Genomic DNA, 20,634 nt, shown 5'->3' on the forward strand with positions numbered 1-20,634 from the left:
TTTTATATCAGTTTAATATTGCTGTCAATGGCTCGCGCAGCAGGTCTATATCTCCCGCGCCGGCCGTGATCAGCATTTCAATTTTGTTGTCGCGTACCCAGTCCGGCACCGCATCCCTGTTCATGATCTTCACTTCCGGGCCGTGTATCTTCCCGGCGATCATTTCGCTGGTGATGCCTTCGATGGGCAGCTCACGAGCAGGGTAGATGGGCAGCAGTATCACTTCATCCGCCAGGGACAGCGTTTCACCGAAACCTTCCGCGAAATCGCGGGTGCGGGTGAAAAGATGCGGCTGGAAGATCACGGTGCACTTTTTTCCCCTGAACAGGGTTTTGGCGCTGGTGATCAATGCCCGTAGTTCTTCCGGGTGATGCGCATAATCGTCGATGTATACTACGCGGTCGTTTTTCACGAGGTAGTCGAAGCGGCGGCGGATGCCTTTGAAGTCCGCTACAGCCGCCCTGATCTTCTCGTTGCTGATACCGAGCAGGTGCGCCACGCCAATGGCGGCCACTGCGTTTTCCACGTTGTGCATACCGCCGATATGCAGTTTCACATTATCTATCATCCAATCCTGCTCCACTACGTCAAACTCATAACCGCCGTTTTCCATGCGGATGTTCGTGGCGTAGATGTCTGCCGCATCGTTTTGCAGGCTGTAGGTCAGTTTGTTATCGCCTTTCAGTTCTGCCGCACGGGGCAGGGCGTGCCTTGCCAGCAGCGTGCCGTTCGGCTTGATGTTCGCGCTGTATTGAATGAACGCGTCTTCCACTGCCTGCTCCGTACCGTAGATGTCCAGGTGGTCCGGGTCCATGGCGGTGAGCACGGCAATATCCGGGCTGAGCTTCAGGAATGAGCGGTCGTATTCGTCGGCTTCAATAACTGCCACAGGTTTTTCGCTGCTCCAGAAATTTTTACCGTAGTTGGAACTGATGCCGCCCAGGAAAGCGTTGCAGCCGTATCCTGCGTGGCGCAGCAGGTGCGCGATCATGGTGCTTACAGTCGTTTTGCCATGTGTGCCCGCCACGGTGATGGCAAACAGCTCACGGGTGATCTCCTGTAGTACATCGCTGCGTTTCACCACTTCATAACCGTTTTCCCGGTAGAATACCAGTTCCTTTTGTGTGGCTGGAATGGCGGGGGTATACACCACCAGGTCCGCCGCGCGGTCTATCTGCTCAAGGTCTTCCGTATAATGAATGCGGATACCTTCAGCTTCCAGCTGCTGCGTGAGGAGGGTGGAGGTACGGTCGTAGCCGCTCACCGCCACGCCCTTCTCGTTGAAGAACCGTGCGATGGCGCTCATACCGATGCCGCCAATGCCTACAAAATAGATCCTATGTATATTCTTTAGCTCCATCCGGGGATATCTGTTGTTTGACCGGTCCGGCTTCACCCGGGCGGTCGTTCTTTATTTTACCTGATCAACCCGAGCACAGCCCGGGCAATCGTCATATCAGCATTGGCATTGCCTAAAGGGGCAATGTTTGTTTCGAGTTTTTCCATCAGCGCTTTGTTCTGCACGAGACTGAGCGCTTCATTCGCCAGCCGGCCGAACGCTTCGTCGTCTTTGATCATCAGCGCGGCCTGCCGGTGTACGAGGCTGAGCGCATTCTGCGTCTGGTGATCTTCCGCCGCGAAAGGGTACGGCACAAAGATGGAAGGTTTCTTCACCACACAAAGCTCCGCGATGGCCAGTGCGCCGGCGCGGGAGATCACTGCGTCCGCGGCTTTGTAGGCAAAGTCCATCACGTTGATGAAGTCGTAGACTTTCACATGTGAGTTGAACGGCGCCGCGGCGGCTTTGGCCTGTTCGTAAAACAGTTTGCCGGTTTGCCAGATCAGCTGTACGTCTTTGTTCACAAATTCCGCCAGGTGAGGCAGCAGCGCCTCGTTGATGGACTTTGCGCCCAGGCTGCCGCCTACGGCAAAGACGGTGGGTTTGCCCATCATCAGAGCGAAGTGGCGTAGCGCTTCGTCTTTTGTTACGGCGCTTTGCGTGATCGCTCCGCGTACGGGGTTGCCGGTGTAGAGGAGTTTTTCAGCGGGGAAAAACTTTTCCATTCCTTCATACCCTGTACATATCTTTTCAGCCTTGCGGCCTAATATCTTGTTGCTTTTGCCGGCCCAGGAATTTTGTTCCTGTATCAGCGTGGGGATGCCCCTGCGCTGTGCCTGGCGTAGCACCGGGAAACTGGCGTAACCGCCCACGCCCACGGCTACATCCGGCTGGAAGCGGTTCAGCACGCTTTTGGCCTGGTTCAGGCTTTTGAGCAGTTTGAACGGCAGCAGCAGGTTCTTCAACATATTACTGCGGTTAAATCCCGCGATCTCCAGCCCTTCGATAGGGTAACCCGCCTGCGGCACTTTTTCCATTTCCATTTTCCCCTTCGCGCCCACGAACAGGATATCGATATCCGGCTCCAGTTTGCGGAGGGCATTGGCAATGGCAATGGCCGGGAAGATGTGACCTCCTGTACCGCCGCCTGCTATGATTACTTTATGCGCCAAATTCAAAAATATTATTCCTTTATGCGGCAACTGCGGGATTGGTAACCTCCTGCTTCGCGCCTATTTCTTCAACATTTCTTGATACGCTCAAAATGATACCAATGGCGAGGCTGGTAAATATTACCGACGAACCGCCCATACTCACCAGCGGCAGGGTAAGCCCTGTAACCGGCAGCAGATGGACGTTCACCGCCATGTGCATCAATGCCTGTATCACCAATGTCACACTCAGGCCAAGGGCCAGGAATGCGCCGAATGCATACGGGCAGTTTTTGAATATTCTTATACTTCTCAAGAGCAGGATCAGGTATGCGGCCAACACTAAAAAGGCGCCAAAGATACCATACTCTTCAAGAATAATTGCATAAATAAAATCCGAATAAGGGTGCGGCAGAAAATTTCTTGCCGTACTGTTACCCGGTCCTTTTCCCATGAATCCCCCGGTGGCTACGGCAATGTTCGCCTGCTGCACCTGGTAGGGGATATCGCTTTCCTCATCACTGAAAAAACTTTCAATACGTTTCTCCCAGGTTTTGGTACGCCCTTCCATGCCTGTCACTTTCGCGATGAAGAACATGAGCAGTACCAGTACGATCGCCCCGCCGATCATTCCCAGCAGGAACTTCAGCGGCACCCGGCCGATGAAACACAGCAGCATGCAGCTTGCTCCCAGCAGAAGGGCGGTACTCATGTTCGCCGGCATGATCAGCGCGCAGATGATGCCCACGGGTACGATGATGGGCAGAAACCCTTTCTTGAAATCCGTGATCACCGCCTGTTTGCGGCTCAGCTGCCGGGATACGTACATGAACAGCGCCAGTTTTGCGATATCCGACGTCTGGAACGTCAGATTGATCACCGGCAGCCTGATCCAGCGGCTGGCATCGTTCAGATTGGAACCGAATGCCAGGGTGTATACCAGCAATGGGATCGAGATCAGGAAACCAATCTGCGCCACGCGGGAATAAATGGTGTAATTCACCCGGTGCGCGAAATAGATGATCAGGATGCCCAGTACGAGTACGGACAGCTGCTTGAACAGGTAATATTCCGTATGCCCGCTGTAAACGCGGTATGCCAAAGAGCCGGTAGAACTGTACACTGCCAACAAGCTTACCGCAGACAGGAAGAACACGATCGTCCAGATCACTTTATCACCTTTCGTCCTTTGGAGTAAGTTGTTCACGTTGTTCGTTTAATAAATTAAAGTTCTCTCACTACCTCCTTAAACTGGCGGCCTCTCTCTTCATAATTTTTGAAGAGGTCGAAGCTGGCGCAGGCGGGGGAGAGCAGTACCACATCACCTTTGCTGGACAGCCGGAAGGCGTTTTCCACTGCGTCCTTCATATTGTCCGTGTTCACCATTACTTCCATGTCCCGGGACAGGGCTTCGTGGATCGGGCGGTTGTCCACACCGAGGCAAACGATCGCTTTTACTTTTTCTTTCACCAGGTCGCGGATGGCGCTGTAATCATTTCCTTTGTCCACTCCGCCCATGATCAATATCACGGGGCGCTCCATGCTTTCCAGGGCGAACCATACGGAGTTTACGTTGGTCGCTTTGCTGTCGTTGATAAAATCCACACCACGTACAGTCGCTACGTATTCCATCCGGTGCTCCAGGCTTGAGAAAGTGCTGAGGCTTTCACGGATCTTTTCCTTGCGTATATCCATTGTGCGGCCTGCTATGCCTGCTGCCATTGAATTATATAAGTTATGCTTACCTTTTAAAGCCAGGTCGTACATGGACATAATTACCGGTTCATCTTTCACCTGAATGTTCAATTGGTCGTTTGCTATAAATCCACCTTCGTTCAATGGTTCCATAATGCTAAAAGGTATTGGTTCTGAATAAATGGGTTTCGATGCTAAATAGTTCCTGATCTCAGGATCGTCTTTACAATAAATAAAATAATCTTCCTTCGTTTGATTCATAGCTATGCGGAACTTCGACGCCACATAGTTTTCCATTTTATAATCATAGCGGTCCAGGTGATCGGGCGTGATGTTCAGTAAAATGGCCACGTCTGGCTTGAACTCCACGATATCGTCCAGCTGGAAGCTGCTGATCTCGATGATATAATAATCCGCGGGCTCCACTGCCACCTGCCGGGCATAACTGACCCCGATATTTCCCACCAGCGCGGCGTTTAGCCCGGCGGTGCGAAAGATGTGGTGGGTGAGCGCCGTGGTGGTGCTTTTCCCGTTACTACCCGTGATGGCAATGATCTTTTTATCCCTGCTGAAGCGCCAGGCCAGCTCTATCTCCGATATCACCGGTACGCCGCGCTCCCGCACTTTTTTCATCAGTTCGCTTTTTTCCGGTATGCCCGGGCTCTTCACAATTTCATCCGCACCCAGTATAATGTCCCAGGAATGGTGGCCTTCCTCGAAAGGAATACTGTTCACCGCCAGTTCCTGTTTATAAATGTCTTTGATCTGCCCGCCGTCCGACACAAATACGTCAAACCCTTCTTTTTTCCCCAGCAGGGCCGCACCAATTCCGCTTTCTCCGGCTCCGAGTATAACGAGTCGCATTATCTCATTTTTAAAGTAGCGATTGCAAATACCACACACATCACGGTCACGATCCAGAAACGCACAGCTATTTTGCTTTCATGATAACCCAGCTTCTGGTAATGGTGGTGCAGCGGGCTCATAAGGAACACGCGGCGGCCTTCGCCAAATTTTCGTTTGGTGTATTTGAAGTAAGTCACCTGGATCATCACGCTGAGGCTTTCCACGAAAAACACGCCGCAGATAAGCGGCAGCAGCAGTTCTTTCCTTACAATGATCGCCAGCGAGGCGATGATGCCACCCAATGCAAGGCTGCCTGTATCGCCCATGAACACCTGCGCCGGGTAAGCGTTGTACCAGAGGAAACCTACGCAGGCCCCTACGAACGCGGCGATGAAGATGGACAGTTCACCCAGGTTCGGGATATACATGATGTTCAGGTATTCCGCGAGAAGAATGTTTCCGCTCACGTAGGCAAATATGCCCAGCCCGATGCCGATCACCGCCGAAACGCCCGTTGCCAGGCCGTCAAGCCCATCGGTAAGGTTCGCGCCATTGGATACCGCCACGATGATCACGATTACGATCAGGATGTAGAGCACGAAAGTGTATTTCTCCGCACCAGGTATCCAGGAGATCAGCTTCGCGTAATTAAATTCATGATTTTTCACAAAGGGGATCGTGGTGATCGGCGTTTTTACGTCCACGAACTTGTGTCCGTCTTCGGTGATCCTTTCCGTGCTGCTGATCACCCTTTCGTAAGGGGCCAGCTTTTTGCCGGTCATCACCTCGCGGGACATTACTACGTTGTCGTTGAAATACAATGTAGTACCGATGATCAGGCCCAGGCCTACCTGGCCCAGGATCTTGAACTTTCCGGCGAGCCCTTCTTTATTTTTCTTGAATACCTTGATGTAGTCGTCTATAAACCCGATGAGGCCCAGCCAGATGGTAGAGAGCAGTATCAGGAGGATGTACACGTTCATGACCCTGGCAAACAGCAGGGTGGGGATCACCATAGCGGAAAGGATGATGAGGCCGCCCATGGTGGGAGTGCCTTTTTTGGTCTGTTCGCCAGCCAGGCCCAGGTCGCGGATAGTCTCCCCGATCTGTTTGCGCTGCAGGTACCGTACGATCCTTTTACCCAGTAATAACGAGATCACAAGAGACAGGAGTAACGCCATCGTAACGCGGAACGTGATGTACTGCCACATTCCGGTGCCGGTGTAGTTGAATTCTGTTTTGAGATAATTAAAAAGATAGTATAACATATTGACTGATCGTGATCTGATTATTTTTCTAAAAGTTCCAGTACTTCGATTAATACCTGTTTATCGTCGAACGGGTGTTTCACTCCCCTGATCTCCTGGTATTTCTCATGGCCTTTGCCGGCAACGAGGATGATGTCTTCCTGCTGCGCAAAACTCACGGCCGTTTTGATGGCTTCCCTGCGGTCCGCAATCGATAAGGTTTTGCGGCGTTGGTGTACGGCTACGCCTGCCTCCATCTGGTGAATGATCTCCTGCGGGTCTTCAGAGCGGGGATTATCCGATGTGAAGATTACGCGGTCGCTGTGCTCCGCCGCTACCTGTCCCATCACGGGGCGTTTGGCCGTATCCCTGTCCCCGCCGCAGCCCACCACGGTAATGATCTGCTCGTGGCCTTCGCGGAGGTTTTTGATAGTGGCCAGCACGTTCAGCAAAGCATCGGGCGTATGGGCGTAATCCACAATACCTATTACGCGCAGGTTCTTTGAAACGATGTAGTCGAAGCGGCCTTCCGCGCCCTGTATGTCGCTGAGGGCAGCCAGTACTTCGTCTTTATCTTTTTCCAGCAGCACGGCAGCGCCGTATACCGCCATGAGATTGTATGCGTTGAATTCCCCGATGAGGCGGAAATGCACTTCCCTTTCGCCTACCAGCATGATGAGGCCGGTGAGATTGTTTTCGAGGATCTTGCCTTTGAAATCCGCCATGGTGCGAAGGCTGTAAGTAGCCTTGTGCGCCCTGGTGTTCTGCAGCATCACGTTCCCGCGTTTGTCATCCAGGTTTGTGAGGGCGAACGCGGTGGCGGGCAGGCCGTCGAAAAACGCCTTCTTCACGCGGATGTATTCATCAAATGTTTTATGATAATCCAGGTGGTCGTGGGTGATATTGGAGAATATGCCACCGGCAAACTTCAGCCCCGCGATCCTTTGCTGGTGTACGGCATGGGAACTTACTTCCATGAAGGCATAATCGCAGCCCCGGGTCACCATGTCCGCCAGCAGGGCGTTCAGGTTGATGGGGTCGGGCGTGGTGTGGGTGGCGGGAATGATGTTTTCGCCGATCTGGTTCTGCACGGTGCTCAGCAGGCCGCATATATGGCCCAGGCGGGTGAACAGCCGGAACAGCATGGTGGCGATGGTGGTTTTGCCGTTGGTGCCGGTAACGCCTACCAGTTTCAGTTTGTGGGAGGGATTGTCGTAAAAATTCCCTGCCATCACGCCGGCAGCCTGGTGACTGTTTGACACCTGCACATAACAAACGTCTGGTGAAATGGTATCCGGAATGGTTTCGCAGATAACGGCGGCGGCTCCCTGGCTGATAGCTTTGGAGATAAAGTCATGACCGTCCGCCGCAAGGCCGCGGATGGCAATGAAAACATCGCCCGCCTTGATCTGGCGGGAGTCTATATGGAGGGCATGAACGGCAATATCGTTGTTGCCGAGCACCTGCCCGATGTTTACATTGTATAATATTTCCCGCAGCGTTTTCATCAGTTCTTATTCGTCTTTTTTATTTGTCTGATGGGGTCTTACGACCTCATTACTCCTTATTCGTCTTTTTATTTGTGTAATGGGGTCTCCGACCTCATCAGTTCTTATTCGTCTTTTTTAATTGTCTGATGGGGTCTTCGACCTCATTACTCCTTATTCGTCTTTTTATTTGTGTAATGGGGTCTTCGACCTCATTAGTTCATTACGTCTTTTTATTGGTCTGATGGGGTCTCCGACCTCATCAGTTCTTATTCGTCTCCCTATTTGCCAGAAGAAGCCCTATGGCTTCTTTAGCTTAATTCGATGATAATCGTTTGTTCCTTCCCGATATTGGCGCCTCCGGGCAATGACTGGCTGGTCACTTTTCCGGCTCCTTTGATCACTACACGGAGCCCTGCATTTTCCAGCAGGTACAGCGCATCTTTCAGCCCCATGCCTTTTACATCCGGTACCGTACCTGATGCATTTCTGATCGGTTCGAAACTTAGCTTGTTGCCTTCAATCCCGGCGCTCACCCAGTTGGACCCGGTGAGGCTTCCCTGCCAGGGCAGGTTGAGGGCCGCGGCTACACTGCGCCATTCGCTGCCTTTACCGTTTTTGATGGCCATGAGCGTGTCAAGGCCACCGGCCTGTTGCTGAGGCAGCGGCTTCTGAACAGCCAGCGCGTATAATTTGTCCGCTACTTCCCTGAATACCGGGCCTGCCACGCTGCCACCGTAAAACTTGGCGGCGTGCGGCCTGTTTTTGATCACTACCACACAGGTATATTGTGGGTCATCGGCAGGGAAATAACCCGCGAATGACGATTGGTAAATTTTGTCAACGTAACCGCGGTTGCCATTTGCTACCAACGCTGTACCGGTTTTGCCGGCAAAGCGGTAATACGGTGTTTGCAGTTTGGCGGCGGTGCCGTTCAGTACTACGCCTTCCAGCATGTCTTTCAGCTGCTGGAGGGTGCGGGCGGAGCAAACGCTGTCCAGTACAATCACCGGCTCAAATTGTTTCACCGGTTGGCCAAACTCCATGATGCTGTTCACGAGGTAAGGCTTCATCATTTTCCCGTTGTTTGCCACGGCGTTGTACAGCATGGCGGTTTGCAGCGGGCTTTGCAGCACTTCGTATCCGAAAGCCATCCAGGGCAGGGTTACGGCGCTCCAGCTTTTGTTCTCCGTGGTCTTGATGCGCGGAGTGCCTTCGCCGATGAGATCAATGCCGGTGGGTTTATCGAGATGCAGTCTTTTGAGGTGGGCGGAAAACTCGTTCGGTTTTTTGTGATAATACTGGTAGGCGAGTTTGGCCATCCCTACGTTGGAACTGCGTTCGAATGCTTTTTTGACCGTTACGGTGGTAAAATGGTGCGGCTCGGAATCGTACACCACACGGCGGTTGATGGGCCAGCGGCCGTAGTTGAGGTCTACCATCGAGTTGGGCGATACATAGCCGTCTTCCAGCAGCGCGATCATGGTGGCCAGCTTAAAGGTGGAACCGGGTTCGCCCACATGCAGGGCGTAGTTCTGATCTTCCCAGTAACTGCCGTCTTTCTGGCGGCCGAGATTGGCGATGGCTTTGATCTTGCCGGTCTTTACTTCCATGAGGATGCAGGTGCCGTGTTCCGCTTCATTCGATATCATCATTTTCATGAGAGCGTTTTCTGCGATGTCCTGCATATTTACGTCCAGGGTGGTGATGATGTCTTTGCCGTTTTCCGGTTCTATATCGTATCCTTCCACGGGCATGTAGGTGCCGCCGGCGATGCGGCGCATAAGGCGTTTGCCGGTCACGCCGCTGAGGTTTTCGTCGTAAGTTCTTTCAAGGCCCACGTTCTGCGCGTTCTCGCGGGAAAGGCCGATGGTACGGTTGGCGAGGAGCTTGAAGGGGTTGATGCGTTTATTTTTGGTTTCAACGATCAGGCCGCCTTTGTTCCGCCCCTGGCGAAACATGGGGAAACTGCGGAGCTGCTGGTATTCGTCGAAACGGACGTTGCGTTTTAATAAAAAGTAGCGGTCCTTTTCATTGAACCCTTCTTTGAGCAGTTTTTTATATTCTGCCGCGGATTTGTCCATAAAAAGTTCCGCCAGGCGGGAGGAGAGGGAATCGATGTTATCCTTAAAAATGGTGCTTTTGGGGTCGCTGATCCCATCTGCCCTGAAATCGATACGGATATCGAAGTAGGGGATGGAGGTGGAGAGCATGCGGCCTTCTTCCGAATAGATGGTACCACGGTCCGCGTCCAGGTCCATGAAGGCGGTGTGCAGGCTGTCGGACATGCTGCGCCAGTAATCACCCTGTACATGCTGGATGAAGAAAACCCTGCCGAGGATAGCCACAGCAAAGACGCCCATGCCAATGAGGCAAAGATATGCTCGCCATAGTATGTCCTTTTTAATCTCCATGCCGGGTTAGTGTCAGTATCGTTTTTTGTTATTGCTCTGTTTGTTTCTCTTTCACTTCGATGCGTTGCGGCGGGGTGCTCAGTTCTTTCAGGCCCAGCTGCTCCACGGCTTTGCTTACTTCGCTCAGTTTGCTGCGGAACATCAGTTCGCTTTTCACACTCAGGTATTCCCATTTCAGCTCCTTGATCTCACGGCTCAGTTTGTTGATGCGGCGTACTTTTTTTTCCGCCAGGTGACTGTTTGCGATGTATACCAGTGCGATCACGGCGAGAAAAAGGATAAAAGGCAGGTTCCTGGTGATCAGCTGGTAGTTGATCCGCAGGCGCCATTCTCTCCGGGGCTCCCGGGGAAGGTCCGTGGGGACTTCTTCTTCCTGTATATGCTTTTCTTCTTCCTGCAACGCTTACAAGGTTTAACGACAGTTTATACGCAATCTTTTTCCGGTAACAAGGGGATAGGATGGAAGTAACAGTAACGGTTTATATCTTTTCAGCGACCCTTAATTTGGCGCTCCTGCTCCGCGGGTTGGCCCGCAATTCTGCTTCACCGGCCGTTACGGGTTTCTTAGTGATCAGCCTGAACAGTTTGGGCGGCGTTTCGAAGCTGTACGGGTTTTCGTCCGCCGTTTCGAAGGAGCCTGCCTTCATATAGTTCTTCACCAGCCTGTCTTCCAGCGAATGGAAGGTGATAATGGACAGCCTGCCGCCTGGTTTTAATACCTGGGATGACTGTGTGAGCAGGTCTTTCAGTGCGCCGAGCTCGTCATTTACTGTTATCCGCAGTGCCTGGAAGACCTGTGCGAGGTATTTTGCGGGGTTGCCTTTCACGATAGGCTGTATGAGTGATTTAAATTCGGCAATGGTGCGTAAGGGGTGCGCTTTTCGCAGCTGTACGATGGTTCTGGCCAGGGTGCGGGCGTTGGTTACTTCGCCGTAGTCCTGGAAGAGCTGGTGCAGGTGCTGTTCGGAATATGTCTGGAGAACGTCCGCGGCGGTAACGCTATTGCGCGTATCCATCCGCATGTCCAGGTTTCCGTCGAACCGGGTGGAAAACCCTCTTGCGCCGGTGTCGAACTGGTGGGAGGAAACCCCGAGGTCCGCCAGCAGGCCGTCTGCGTCCAATGCTTTGTGCAGCTTCAGGAAACGGTGCAGGTGCCGGAAATTCTCCTTTACAAAAGTGACCCTCTCGTCCACGATGCGGTTGCGGTATGCATCCTCGTCCTGGTCAAACACGATCAGCCTGCCCTGGGGGCCCAGCTGTTCAAGGATGGCCCTGGAATGACCGCCTCCGCCGAAAGTAGCGTCGATATAGGTGCCGTCAGGACGGATGCCCATGTTTGCCACTACTTCGTGAAGGAGAACGGGCAGGTGATACTGTGAAGGTTCCATATGCGCCGTTTTACAATCCCAAGTTTGGTCCATCGCCTGCTGTCATAACCTGTTGTGCCAGATTGCTGAAGGCGTCCGGTGAAAAATTATCAAAGAACTCCTGGTATTTCGTCTTATCCCAGATCTCAATTTTGTTGTTGGCGGCCGTGAGCACAATGTCCTTGTCCAGCCCGGCATGCGCCATCAGGTTTTTGGGGATGTTCAGCCTTCCTGCGCTATCCAGCTCCAGGATGGTGGCCCCGTTCAGAAAATAGCGGCGGAATTCCCTAACTTTCGGATCAAAATCGTTCAGTTTGCCAATTTTCTCCTGGATAGGTTGCCACTCGTTCATCGGGTACAACGTCAAGCACTTCTCAAAGCCACGGTTCAGCACGAACTGGTTGCCCGCACTTTCTGCGATCTGCCGTTTAAATCCGGCAGGGAGCAGGAAGCGCCCTTTTGCGTCCAGCGTTGCTTCATATTCACCTAAAAATCCCGTCATGCTTAGTTTTAGTACTTGATTTCCATTTTCTAACACAAAATAACACTTTTTCCCACTTTTAACCGAAAAAATGTATTATATATTTTTTCCACAGGAGTATAATGCCTCACAGAACGGCTTTGAACAGGGTTGATTCACAGGGCCTGTGGATACTTGTGAGTTATGTGTGAATAAAATGTGAACAGTGTGGGTAAATATGTTGATAACCTCAAAGGGCTTTATTTTCAGCACTTTTGCAAAATTTTAACTGCCGCTTTCTTCGTTCCTACCATAATTTGCTTTTAATTCGTACCTTTGCGATTCTTTTTTATGAGGAAAATTCTCTTATATACCGGCCTGATGGCCCTTATCATCGTTTCCGCCTCCTGTAACAGGGAGCTCCGGAGGATCGAAAAAAGCAATGACCTGGAAAAAAAACTTGCGTACGCCGACAAGATGTACGAAAAGAAAAAATACCAGTTAGCACAGACCTTATATGAGGAAATGATCCCCATTTTTAAAGGAACTGACAAATTCGAGCCGCTTTATTATAAGTACGCCTACTGTTCTTTCTACCTGAAAGACTATACCCAGGCCGCTTTCCACTTCAAAAACTACCTTGACGCGCTGCCCAGCAGCCCCAGGGCAATGGAAATCGACTACCAGCAGGCATATTGTTATTACAAACTATCGCCCAAAGTAGCCCTGGACCAGACCAACAGCATGAAAGCCATTGCCGCCATGCAGACCTTCATCAATACCTATCCCAACTCCGAGAAATCCGCGGAGGCAAACGTGGTGATAGACCTGCTGAGGAGGAAACTGGAACAGAAGGAATTCAATGCAGCCGAGCTGTATTACGAACTGGGCCACTATAAGGCCGCCGGCGTAAGCTTCAAAAGCCTGATGAGGGCCTATCCCGATTCGGAAAAAAGCGACAGTTACAAGTACATGGCCATCAAATCCTACTACCTGTACGCCAAAAACAGCGTTTATTACCGCCAGAAAGAACGCTACGAAACCGTTTTGACAGAGTATCTGGAGTTTTCAGACCGCTACCCGACCAGCAAACTGAAGACAGATGCCGAAAAATACTTTACCTTAGCAAAAAATAACATCAAATCCCTGGAAAATGAGCAAAATAAAGAGAAGTCTAACCAGTAGCATCAATCCCTGGGTAGAAACCAGGAACACCACCGATATCAAGAACAGGACCGGTAACCTGTATGAGTCTATTGCCATTATTGCCAAAAGGGCAAACCAGATCAACATTACCGTAAAGGAAGAACTGCATTCCAAACTGGAAGAGTTCGCCAGCCATACGGACAATCTGGAAGAAGTGCATGAGAACAAGGAGCAGATCGAAATCTCCCGTTTTTACGAAAGATTGGCCAATTCCGCCATCCAGGCTACCAATGAGTTCCTGGACAACAAAATTTACTTCCGTAAGAACGATGACGATCTGTACAGCTGATCCATCGGTTATCGAAAAAATATTAACTTCATAGCGGCAGAATATATCGTTCTGCCGCTTTTGTTTTGCCACCATGTTACAAGGGAAAAAAATTCTATTGGGCGTATCCGGCAGCATCGCGGCTTATAAAGCAGCCCTGCTTGTGCGCCTGCTCGTGAAGGAAGGCGCCCAGGTGAAGGTGATCATGACCCCCTCCGCCTGTGATTTTATCACCCCGCTCACCCTTTCCACCCTCTCGAAAAATGAAGTCGGCGTACACGTCAGCGAAAACGGCAGCTGGAGCAACCATGTGATGCTCGGCCGCTGGGCGGACGTAATGCTCGTAGCCCCCGCTTCGGCCAATACCATCGCCAAAATGGCCGGCGGCATCTGCGACAACCTGCTGCTGGCGGTATATCTTTCCGCCACCTGCCCGGTATTGTTCGCACCCGCCATGGACGAAGACATGTGGCTGCACCCCTCCACTAAAGCCAACGTGGCCTGGCTCATCAGTTATGGCAACCGCCAGCTGCCCGTACACCGCGGGGAACTGGCCAGCGGCCTGTTTGGCGAAGGCCGGATGGCTGAGCCCGAAGCCATCGTGTCTTTCCTATATTCCTTTTTTCGGGAACCTGTGAAAGACCTGCCGCTCAAAGGTAAGACCGCCCTGGTATCCGCCGGCCCCACCCAGGAGCCGATAGACCCGGTACGTTTTATCAGCAACCATTCCAGCGGCAAAATGGGCATCGCCCTTGCTGAAGCCCTTGCCGATGCAGGTGCTTCCGTGCAGCTGGTGCTGGGCCCCACGCCGCTTTCCACTCTTCATACCGGCATCACCGTATCCCGCGTGATCACCGCCAAAGACATGTTCGACCAGTGCACGGCGCTTGCGCCGCAGGCGGACATTATCGTAATGGCGGCCGCTGTGGCGGATTACCGGCCGCGCAACGTAGCGGATAAAAAGATCAAAAAGAAAGATGACGATATGAACCTGGAGCTGGAAAAAACGGCTGATATCGCGAAAACGATCGGCGGTAGCAAAAAGAACGGGCAGGTATTGGTGGGTTTTTCGCTGGAAACCAACAACGAAAAGGAATATGCGCTCAAAAAACTGAACGACAAAAACATGGATATGGTCGTGCTCAATTCCCTCAACGATCCGGGAGCGGGCTTTAACCATGACACGAATAAAGTTACACTGCTCAGCCGCGACGGCAACGAGCAGGCGCTCCCCCTGCAATCCAAGCAGGATGTGGCGCGTAATATCGTAAAGGCTATAATCGAATTGCAACATGCTTAGAAAGATTTTGCTTTCCTGCCTATGCCTGCTCACCTGCTTTTTACCGGCAGACGCACAGGAACTTCGCGCCAATGTTTCCGTTCAGCCCAGCCCGCAATTGGGGAACAGTACGGACAGGAGAGTGTTCAACACCCTGCAGACGGCCATGGCGGAGTTTATCAACAACCGCCGCTGGTCTGATGATGCGTATGCCCCCGGCGAAAGGATAGAATGCAACTTCCTGCTGACCGTATCCGAAGCACTCGGCAATAATACTTTCAGGGCTTCGCTGACCATACAGGCTGCGCGCCCGGTGTACAATTCCGCTTATAATTCCAGCATTCTCAATATACAGGACCCGAACGTGGTGTTCCAGTACGTGGAGTTTCAGCCGCTGGAATTCAACGAGCAGCGCATCGTGGGCAACAGTCCCCTGCAATCCAATCTCACCGCCATCCTCGCCTTTTACAACTACATCATTATCGGCCTTGACGCGGATTCATTTTCACCCCGCGGCGGCGACGTTTTCTTTAAAAAAGCCCTTAATATTGTAAATAATGCGCCGGACGGAAAAGACATTTCCGGCTGGAAAGCATTTGAAGGCAACCGGAACCGTTACTGGATACAGGACAACCTGCTGAATACAAAGTTCAGTGCCTTTCACGACGTCATGTACCAGTATCACCGGCTTGGGCTGGATATGATGTATGAAGATGTGAACAAGGGCCGCGCGGCGATCATGAACTGCCTGAATATGCTTTCGGGCATCAATGCGGACCAGCCGAACTCGATGATCGTGCAGCAGTTTTTCCTGGCCAAAAGCGACGAACTGCTGAAAGTGTTTTCCAAAGCGCCGCCACAGGAAAAAGTACGCGCCGGGCAATTGCTCTCCGCGCTGGATGTGCCGAATGCGAATAAATATCAGCAATTAAGATAAATGAAGAACATACGAAAAACGGCCGGATTATTTCTCCTGGGTTTAATGCTGGCCTGCGGCGACGCGGACCGCACGCCGTCCGACGTACTGCCGAAAAACAAGATGCGGGATATTTTGCTCGATATGAATTATGCGGATGTGGTAGGCCGCGACCAGGTCGTGGATACCGCCAGGGTATCGGATACGGTGAGAGAAGAAAGAGTAAAGACCTATTATACCCAGATACTCCAGCTGCATGGCGTTACCCGAGAAGAGTTCACCCGCAGCTACAAGTTCTATGAATCCCATCCTGACCGGTTTGAATCCATTTATAAAGAAATGGGCGAGATCGTGAAACGCAAACGCGAAGTAATGGATTCGATAGAAACCGCGCAAAGAGACCGGGAAGCAAGGGCCGCCGGAGGCCGCACCCGCCGCGACTCACTGTTCTGGCCCAGCCCGGACAGCCTGAAGCTGATTTTACCCTGATCCGATATAACACCAAAACATGAAGAAATTAGTTGCTAACGCCGATGAAGCCATCGCCGGAATTACTGACGGCGCAACCCTTATGCTCGGAGGCTTTGGCCTTTGCGGCATTCCTGAAAACTGCATCAGCGCACTCGTGCGCAGCGGCGCGAAAAACCTGACCTGCATCTCAAACAATGCAGGGGTAGACGATTTCGGGCTGGGGCTCCTTCTCAAAACAAGACAGATCAAAAAAATGATGTCTTCCTACGTTGGCGAAAACGCCGAGTTCGAAAGACAGCTGCTGTCCGGGGAACTGGAAGTGGACCTTATTCCGCAGGGTACGCTGGCTACGCGTATAGCCATGGCGGGGATGGGCATTCCCGCTTTTTTTACGCCCGCAGGCTTCGGTACGGAGATCGCGGAAGGTAAAGAAACGCGCCGTTTCAACGGGAAGGACTACCTGATGGAACTGGCGCTGCACGCGGATTTTTCCATCGTAAAAGCATGGAAGGGCGACACGCTGGGAAACCTGGTGTTCAGGAAAACGACCCGCAATTTCAGCACATCCATGGCGAAGGCCGGCCATATCACGATCGCGGAGGTGGAGCACCTGGTGCAGCCCGGTGAGCTGGACCCGGACGCGGTTCATGTGCCGGGCATTTATGTACACCGCATTTTCCAGGGCGGCAATTATGAGAAACGCATTGAACGTAAAACCGTAAAAATCTAAACACCATGGCACTCGATAAATATGGCATTGCAAAACGGATTGCACAGGAATTGCGGGACGGGATGTATGTGAACCTTGGCATCGGGATACCCACGCTGGTGTCCAACTTTGTGTCGGCGGGCATTTCCATCATGCTGCAAAGCGAGAACGGGATGCTGGGCATGGGGCCTTACCCCACCGAAGAAGAGATGGATGCGGACCTGATCAATGCGGGCAAGGAAACGGTGACCGTTCTCCCGGGCGGCGCTTTCTTCGATTCGGCGGAGAGTTTTGGCATGATACGGGCAGGCAAAGTGGACCTTACTGTACTGGGCGCCATGGAAGTGTCGGACAACGGGGATATAGCCAACTGGAAAATACCCGGTAAAATGGTAAAAGGCATGGGCGGCGCGATGGACCTCGTGGCTTCCGCCAAAAATATTATCGTGGCCATGATGCATACCAATCCCAAAGGTGAAAGCAAACTGCTGCCCCAATGTACGCTGCCCCTTACCGGCGTTCACTGTGTTAAAAAGATCGTAACCGAACTGGCCGTGCTGGACGTAACGGACGAGGGCTTTAAATTGCTGGAACGTGCCCCGGGCGTGACTGTAGAAGAAATAAAAGCAAAAACCGCAGGCCGGCTGATAGTTGAAGGGGATGTTCCCGAAATGGTTTTATAATCGTAACTTTCAGTATGCAATTGTGTTATAACGGAAAATTCATGGCGGGAGATAAGCCGTTGCTGACCGTGGATAACCGCAGTTTCAGGTATGGCGACGGATGTTTTGAAACCATGAAAGTGTACCAGGGGCAACTGTTGTTGGCAGACCTTCACTTCGAAAGGCTGATCGCTAGTTTGCATCTCCTGCATTTTCACATACCCGCACATTTTACAAAAGACTATTTCGCCAACCTCATCAAAGAGCTTTGCCGCCTGAACAGCGTCAGCGATCTCGCACGGGTACGCCTCACCGTATGGCGGGCAGGCACCGGCCTGTACGATCCCGTGGATCATACCCCTCACTTCATCATTCAATGCTGGGAACTGCCGGAACATATCTTCGAGCTTAATTCAACGGGCCTGCTGCTGGACATTTTCCCGGATGCGGTAAAAAGCTGCGACAAGATCGCCAATGTCAAATCCAATAACTGCCTGCCTTATGTGCTCGCGGCCCTGTACGCCAAACAGCACCAGGTGAACGAAACCATCCTGCTCAACCAGCATGGCCGTGTGGCGGACAGTACCATCGCCAATATTTTTATCGTAAGGAACAACAACGCGTATACCCCGCCCTTAACCGAAGGCGGCGTATGCGGCGTGATGCGGAAACACCTGCTGCAAAAGGACTTCCCTTTCAGGATCACGGAACAGCCGCTGACAGTAAGGGACCTGGAAACCGCCGACGAAATTTTCCTGACAAACGCTATCTACGGTATCCGCTGGGTAGGCCGCTTCAGGAACAGCAGTTATGGCAACGCCACTTCCGCCATCCTGCACGAAATGCTGTACGAATCCATGCTTTAACGTTTGCCCATGAAGGTAGTATTATGCTGGTTCCGCAGAGATCTACGCCTGCACGACCATGCCGCCCTTTATCATGCCCTGCGCAGCGGCCTGCCGGTAGTGCCTGTGTTTGTTTTTGACACGCACATCCTTCGCGACCTGGAAGACAAAGCGGACCGCCGCCTGCAATTCATCCACGACGCCCTGATCCGTATGCAGCAAGAACTGCAGGCAGCAGGCAGTACCCTGCATGTATTTCACGGTACGCCGGAGGAAGCCTTTCAGGCCTGGGTAAGTCACTATGATATCGCCGCCGTATACACCAATCACGACTACGAACCCTACGCCCGCCAGCGTGATACAGCTGTAGCAAAACAACTGGGGGAACAGAACATCGCATTTCACACTTACAAAGACCAGGTGATCTTCGACAAAGGAGAAGTGGTGAAAGATAACGGCGAACCATACACGGTGTTCACCCCATATAGCCGCAAATGGAAATCCAGGCTGGACGGCTTCCAGCTGAAATCCTACCTAGTGGAAAAATATAAACAGCATTTCCACCGCCAGCCTCCCATACCCATTCCCACGCTCCGCGAGATCGGCTTTGAGCCCACTGAACGGAACTTCCCGCCGGATGACCCGGAAGATGCGCTGATCCGTCATTACGATCAGACCCGTGATTTCCCAGCGCAGCAGGGCACCAGTCGCCTCAGTGTCCACCTGCGTTTTGGCACCGTAAGCATCCGGCAGCTGGCGGCGAAAGCCAGGCAGCTGAATGAAACCTTCCTGAACGAGCTGATCTGGCGTGAGTTTTACCAGATGATCCTCTGGCACTTCCCGCATGTGGTGGGTGAATCGTTCAAAAAAGAATACGACAGGATACAGTGGCGCAACCATGAAAAAGAGTTTGAACGCTGGTGCGCGGGGAATACCGGTTATCCCATTGTGGACGCGGGGATGAGAGAATTAAAGGCCACCGGTTTTATGCACAACCGAGTGCGGATGATCGCCGCGAGTTTTCTGACCAAACATCTGTTGATCGACTGGCGTTGGGGAGAAGCTTATTTCGCGAAAAAACTCCTGGACTACGACCTTGCGTCCAACAACGGCGGCTGGCAATGGGCGGCAGGCAGCGGCTGCGATGCGGCGCCTTATTTCAGGGTATTTAATCCCACGTTACAAACGCAACGGTTCGATAAAGACATGGCATACATCCGGAAGTGGGTGCCGGAAGTGGATGAACTGACTTATCCCGCGCCTATGGTGGTACATGAAGTGGCGCGGAAACGGGCGCTGGAAGTGTATGGGAAGGCTTTGAAAAAATGAATGTTTAATACCTTACATGCCTCAACCCTGTTGCGCCGCCATCTCCTTTAATTTCTCCACGGCTTCCTTTCCTTTTGTTCCGAGGTCTAGACTGTACTCATTTACATAGAGATCAATATGCTGGCGCATTACGTTCTCATCCATTTCCTGCGCATGTGATTTTACATAAGGGGAGAGGGTGGGGTATTGCGTATAGGCGTGTTGCAAACTCTGATGGATCAGCTGGTCCACTTTGGCGCGGACTTCCGCCGGTATGTCTTTCCGGATAAAAATGCCGCCAAGGGGAATAGGCTGGCCCGTTTTTGTTTCCCAGAATTCACCGAGATCGATCAGTTTTACAAGACCTTTCTGCTGGTAGGTGAACCTGTTTTCATGAATGATCACCCCTGCGTCCGCTTTGCCGGACAATACCGCCTGCTCGATATCGGAAAACAGCATTACCTGTTTGTTCCCCGCTTCCGGGAATGCGATGGAAAACAGCAGGTTGGCGGTGGTAAAAGCGCCGGGTATGGCGATTTTCAGATCCTTTACCTTTTCCAGCGGCACAGCTTCCCGGGCGATCAACAGCGGGCCGCAGCCACGGCCAAGCGCGCTGCCGCTGTTCAGCAGCTCGTATGTATCGGATACTTTAAGACCGGCGGCGAAACTAAGCTTCGTGATATCCAGTTTGCCCTGAACGGCCCATTGGTTAAGGGTTTCCACGTCTTCCAGCTTCGTGTCGAACTGAAGACCGGAAGTATCGATGGCGCCGTTTACCAGGGCGTCAAAAATAAAAGTATCGTTCGGGCAGGGTGAAAATCCAAGGCTCAGGTTCATCTGTTGGTGTTTTTGACGGTACAAATGTAAGGAAATGGCACAATAGCCCCCGGGCGCTTACCCTGAGGTAATCCCGCAGGGTCCGATGTGGTAGTATTTTGCCTTTTGCCCGGGAAGGACTGCGCAA

General features: G+C 52.2%; 20 protein-coding genes. 9 read left to right on the forward strand and 11 right to left on the reverse strand.

What is annotated here, in order from left to right; translation table 11 throughout:
* Positions 1-7: 7 nt before the first annotated feature.
* The 10 genes from murC to mraZ all read right to left on the reverse strand — a co-directional run bounded on the left by murC (position 8) and on the right by mraZ (position 12,048).
* Complete coding sequence (murC, locus tag EG028_RS21840) at positions 8-1,360, reverse strand: UDP-N-acetylmuramate--L-alanine ligase (RefSeq protein WP_120518603.1); 1,353 nt, start codon at positions 1,358-1,360, stop codon at positions 8-10.
* Between the two features lie 56 nt (positions 1,361-1,416).
* Entirely contained in the window at positions 1,417-2,511 is a 1,095-nt protein-coding gene (gene murG / locus EG028_RS21845; protein WP_120518602.1) for an undecaprenyldiphospho-muramoylpentapeptide beta-N-acetylglucosaminyltransferase, read from the reverse strand.
* 19 nt (positions 2,512-2,530) lie between these two features.
* Complete coding sequence (locus EG028_RS21850) at positions 2,531-3,697, reverse strand: FtsW/RodA/SpoVE family cell cycle protein (protein WP_120518601.1); 1,167 nt, start codon at positions 3,695-3,697, stop codon at positions 2,531-2,533.
* A gap of 17 nt (positions 3,698-3,714) precedes the next feature.
* Positions 3,715-5,049: a UDP-N-acetylmuramoyl-L-alanine--D-glutamate ligase gene (gene murD / locus EG028_RS21855; protein WP_120518600.1), complete on the reverse strand. Its 1,335-nt coding sequence runs from the start codon at positions 5,047-5,049 to the stop codon at positions 3,715-3,717.
* Positions 5,049-6,299 carry a phospho-N-acetylmuramoyl-pentapeptide-transferase gene (gene mraY / locus EG028_RS21860; protein WP_120518599.1) on the reverse strand — a complete coding sequence of 417 codons (1,251 nt, stop codon included), beginning with the start codon at positions 6,297-6,299 and terminating at the stop codon, positions 5,049-5,051. Before mraY ends, murD begins: the two co-directional genes overlap by 1 nt.
* Positions 6,300-6,319: 20 nt before the next feature.
* The gene (locus tag EG028_RS21865) at positions 6,320-7,786 is read right to left on the reverse strand and encodes a UDP-N-acetylmuramoyl-L-alanyl-D-glutamate--2,6-diaminopimelate ligase (RefSeq protein ID WP_120518598.1); all 1,467 of its coding nucleotides are present in this window, start codon (positions 7,784-7,786) and stop codon (positions 6,320-6,322) included.
* Positions 7,787-8,076: 290 nt separating this feature from the next.
* Positions 8,077-10,179: a penicillin-binding protein gene (locus tag EG028_RS21870; RefSeq protein WP_120518597.1), complete on the reverse strand. Its 2,103-nt coding sequence runs from the start codon at positions 10,177-10,179 to the stop codon at positions 8,077-8,079.
* A gap of 28 nt (positions 10,180-10,207) precedes the next feature.
* Complete coding sequence (locus tag EG028_RS21875) at positions 10,208-10,579, reverse strand: FtsL-like putative cell division protein (protein ID WP_241559199.1); 372 nt, start codon at positions 10,577-10,579, stop codon at positions 10,208-10,210.
* 79 nt (positions 10,580-10,658) lie between these two features.
* On the reverse strand, positions 10,659-11,567 hold the full coding sequence (gene rsmH, locus EG028_RS21880; protein ID WP_120518596.1) for a 16S rRNA (cytosine(1402)-N(4))-methyltransferase RsmH: 909 nt from the start codon (positions 11,565-11,567) through the stop codon (positions 10,659-10,661).
* A gap of 10 nt (positions 11,568-11,577) precedes the next feature.
* On the reverse strand, positions 11,578-12,048 hold the full coding sequence (mraZ, locus tag EG028_RS21885; RefSeq protein WP_120518595.1) for a division/cell wall cluster transcriptional repressor MraZ: 471 nt from the start codon (positions 12,046-12,048) through the stop codon (positions 11,578-11,580).
* Between the two features lie 309 nt (positions 12,049-12,357).
* Here mraZ and EG028_RS21890 point away from each other — a divergent pair, with 309 nt between their 5' ends.
* From EG028_RS21890 to EG028_RS21930, 9 genes are all read left to right on the forward strand, one after another.
* Positions 12,358-13,191 carry an outer membrane protein assembly factor BamD gene (locus tag EG028_RS21890; protein WP_120518594.1) on the forward strand — a complete coding sequence of 278 codons (834 nt, stop codon included), beginning with the start codon at positions 12,358-12,360 and terminating at the stop codon, positions 13,189-13,191.
* Positions 13,160-13,501: a DNA-directed RNA polymerase subunit omega gene (locus EG028_RS21895; protein ID WP_120518593.1), complete on the forward strand. Its 342-nt coding sequence runs from the start codon at positions 13,160-13,162 to the stop codon at positions 13,499-13,501. The genes EG028_RS21890 and EG028_RS21895 overlap by 32 nt, the downstream gene beginning before the upstream one ends.
* 73 nt (positions 13,502-13,574) lie before the next feature.
* Positions 13,575-14,780: a bifunctional phosphopantothenoylcysteine decarboxylase/phosphopantothenate--cysteine ligase CoaBC gene (gene coaBC, locus EG028_RS21900; protein WP_120518592.1), complete on the forward strand. Its 1,206-nt coding sequence runs from the start codon at positions 13,575-13,577 to the stop codon at positions 14,778-14,780.
* Complete coding sequence (gene porD, locus EG028_RS21905; RefSeq protein WP_120518591.1) at positions 14,773-15,696, forward strand: type IX secretion system protein PorD; 924 nt, start codon at positions 14,773-14,775, stop codon at positions 15,694-15,696. The genes coaBC and porD overlap by 8 nt, the downstream gene beginning before the upstream one ends.
* Positions 15,697-16,164 carry a DUF4296 domain-containing protein gene (locus tag EG028_RS21910; protein WP_120518590.1) on the forward strand — a complete coding sequence of 156 codons (468 nt, stop codon included), beginning with the start codon at positions 15,697-15,699 and terminating at the stop codon, positions 16,162-16,164.
* Between the two features lie 19 nt (positions 16,165-16,183).
* Positions 16,184-16,876 (forward strand): CoA transferase subunit A, encoded by a 693-nt coding sequence (locus EG028_RS21915; protein WP_120518589.1) that lies wholly within the window; start codon positions 16,184-16,186, stop codon positions 16,874-16,876.
* Positions 16,877-16,881: 5 nt separating this feature from the next.
* Positions 16,882-17,538, forward strand: coding sequence for a 3-oxoacid CoA-transferase subunit B (locus EG028_RS21920; RefSeq protein ID WP_120518588.1), 657 nt, complete (start codon positions 16,882-16,884; stop codon positions 17,536-17,538).
* Between the two features lie 41 nt (positions 17,539-17,579).
* Positions 17,580-18,383, forward strand: coding sequence for an aminotransferase class IV (locus EG028_RS21925; RefSeq protein WP_162946606.1), 804 nt, complete (start codon positions 17,580-17,582; stop codon positions 18,381-18,383).
* A gap of 9 nt (positions 18,384-18,392) precedes the next feature.
* Positions 18,393-19,691: a cryptochrome/photolyase family protein gene (locus EG028_RS21930; protein WP_120518586.1), complete on the forward strand. Its 1,299-nt coding sequence runs from the start codon at positions 18,393-18,395 to the stop codon at positions 19,689-19,691.
* A 21-nt stretch (positions 19,692-19,712) separates the two neighbouring features.
* On the opposite strand, the gene EG028_RS21935 is transcribed toward EG028_RS21930, so the two are convergent.
* On the reverse strand, positions 19,713-20,507 hold the full coding sequence (locus EG028_RS21935; protein WP_120518585.1) for a 1,4-dihydroxy-6-naphthoate synthase: 795 nt from the start codon (positions 20,505-20,507) through the stop codon (positions 19,713-19,715).
* Positions 20,508-20,634: the final 127 nt, after the last annotated feature.

The sequence above is a fragment of the Chitinophaga barathri genome, assembly GCF_003807585.1.
Taxonomy (GTDB): domain Bacteria; phylum Bacteroidota; class Bacteroidia; order Chitinophagales; family Chitinophagaceae; genus Chitinophaga; species Chitinophaga barathri.

Coding starts and splice junctions, on each gene's coding strand:
- EG028_RS21935 (WP_120518585.1), bottom strand. CDS start 20,507: ATGAACCTGAGCCTTGGATTTTCACCCTGCCCGAACGATACTTTTATT.
- EG028_RS21865 (WP_120518598.1), bottom strand. CDS start 7,786: ATGAAAACGCTGCGGGAAATATTATACAATGTAAACATCGGGCAGGTG.
- EG028_RS21895 (WP_120518593.1), top strand. CDS start 13,160: ATGAGCAAAATAAAGAGAAGTCTAACCAGTAGCATCAATCCCTGGGTA.
- porD (WP_120518591.1), top strand. CDS start 14,773: ATGCTTAGAAAGATTTTGCTTTCCTGCCTATGCCTGCTCACCTGCTTT.
- coaBC (WP_120518592.1), top strand. CDS start 13,575: ATGTTACAAGGGAAAAAAATTCTATTGGGCGTATCCGGCAGCATCGCG.
- EG028_RS21915 (WP_120518589.1), top strand. CDS start 16,184: ATGAAGAAATTAGTTGCTAACGCCGATGAAGCCATCGCCGGAATTACT.
- EG028_RS21870 (WP_120518597.1), bottom strand. CDS start 10,179: ATGGAGATTAAAAAGGACATACTATGGCGAGCATATCTTTGCCTCATT.
- EG028_RS21920 (WP_120518588.1), top strand. CDS start 16,882: ATGGCACTCGATAAATATGGCATTGCAAAACGGATTGCACAGGAATTG.
- murC (WP_120518603.1), bottom strand. CDS start 1,360: ATGGAGCTAAAGAATATACATAGGATCTATTTTGTAGGCATTGGCGGC.
- EG028_RS21925 (WP_162946606.1), top strand. CDS start 17,580: ATGGCGGGAGATAAGCCGTTGCTGACCGTGGATAACCGCAGTTTCAGG.
- murD (WP_120518600.1), bottom strand. CDS start 5,049: ATGCGACTCGTTATACTCGGAGCCGGAGAAAGCGGAATTGGTGCGGCC.
- EG028_RS21930 (WP_120518586.1), top strand. CDS start 18,393: ATGAAGGTAGTATTATGCTGGTTCCGCAGAGATCTACGCCTGCACGAC.
- EG028_RS21890 (WP_120518594.1), top strand. CDS start 12,358: ATGAGGAAAATTCTCTTATATACCGGCCTGATGGCCCTTATCATCGTT.
- mraY (WP_120518599.1), bottom strand. CDS start 6,299: ATGTTATACTATCTTTTTAATTATCTCAAAACAGAATTCAACTACACC.
- mraZ (WP_120518595.1), bottom strand. CDS start 12,048: ATGACGGGATTTTTAGGTGAATATGAAGCAACGCTGGACGCAAAAGGG.
- EG028_RS21910 (WP_120518590.1), top strand. CDS start 15,697: ATGAAGAACATACGAAAAACGGCCGGATTATTTCTCCTGGGTTTAATG.
- rsmH (WP_120518596.1), bottom strand. CDS start 11,567: ATGGAACCTTCACAGTATCACCTGCCCGTTCTCCTTCACGAAGTAGTG.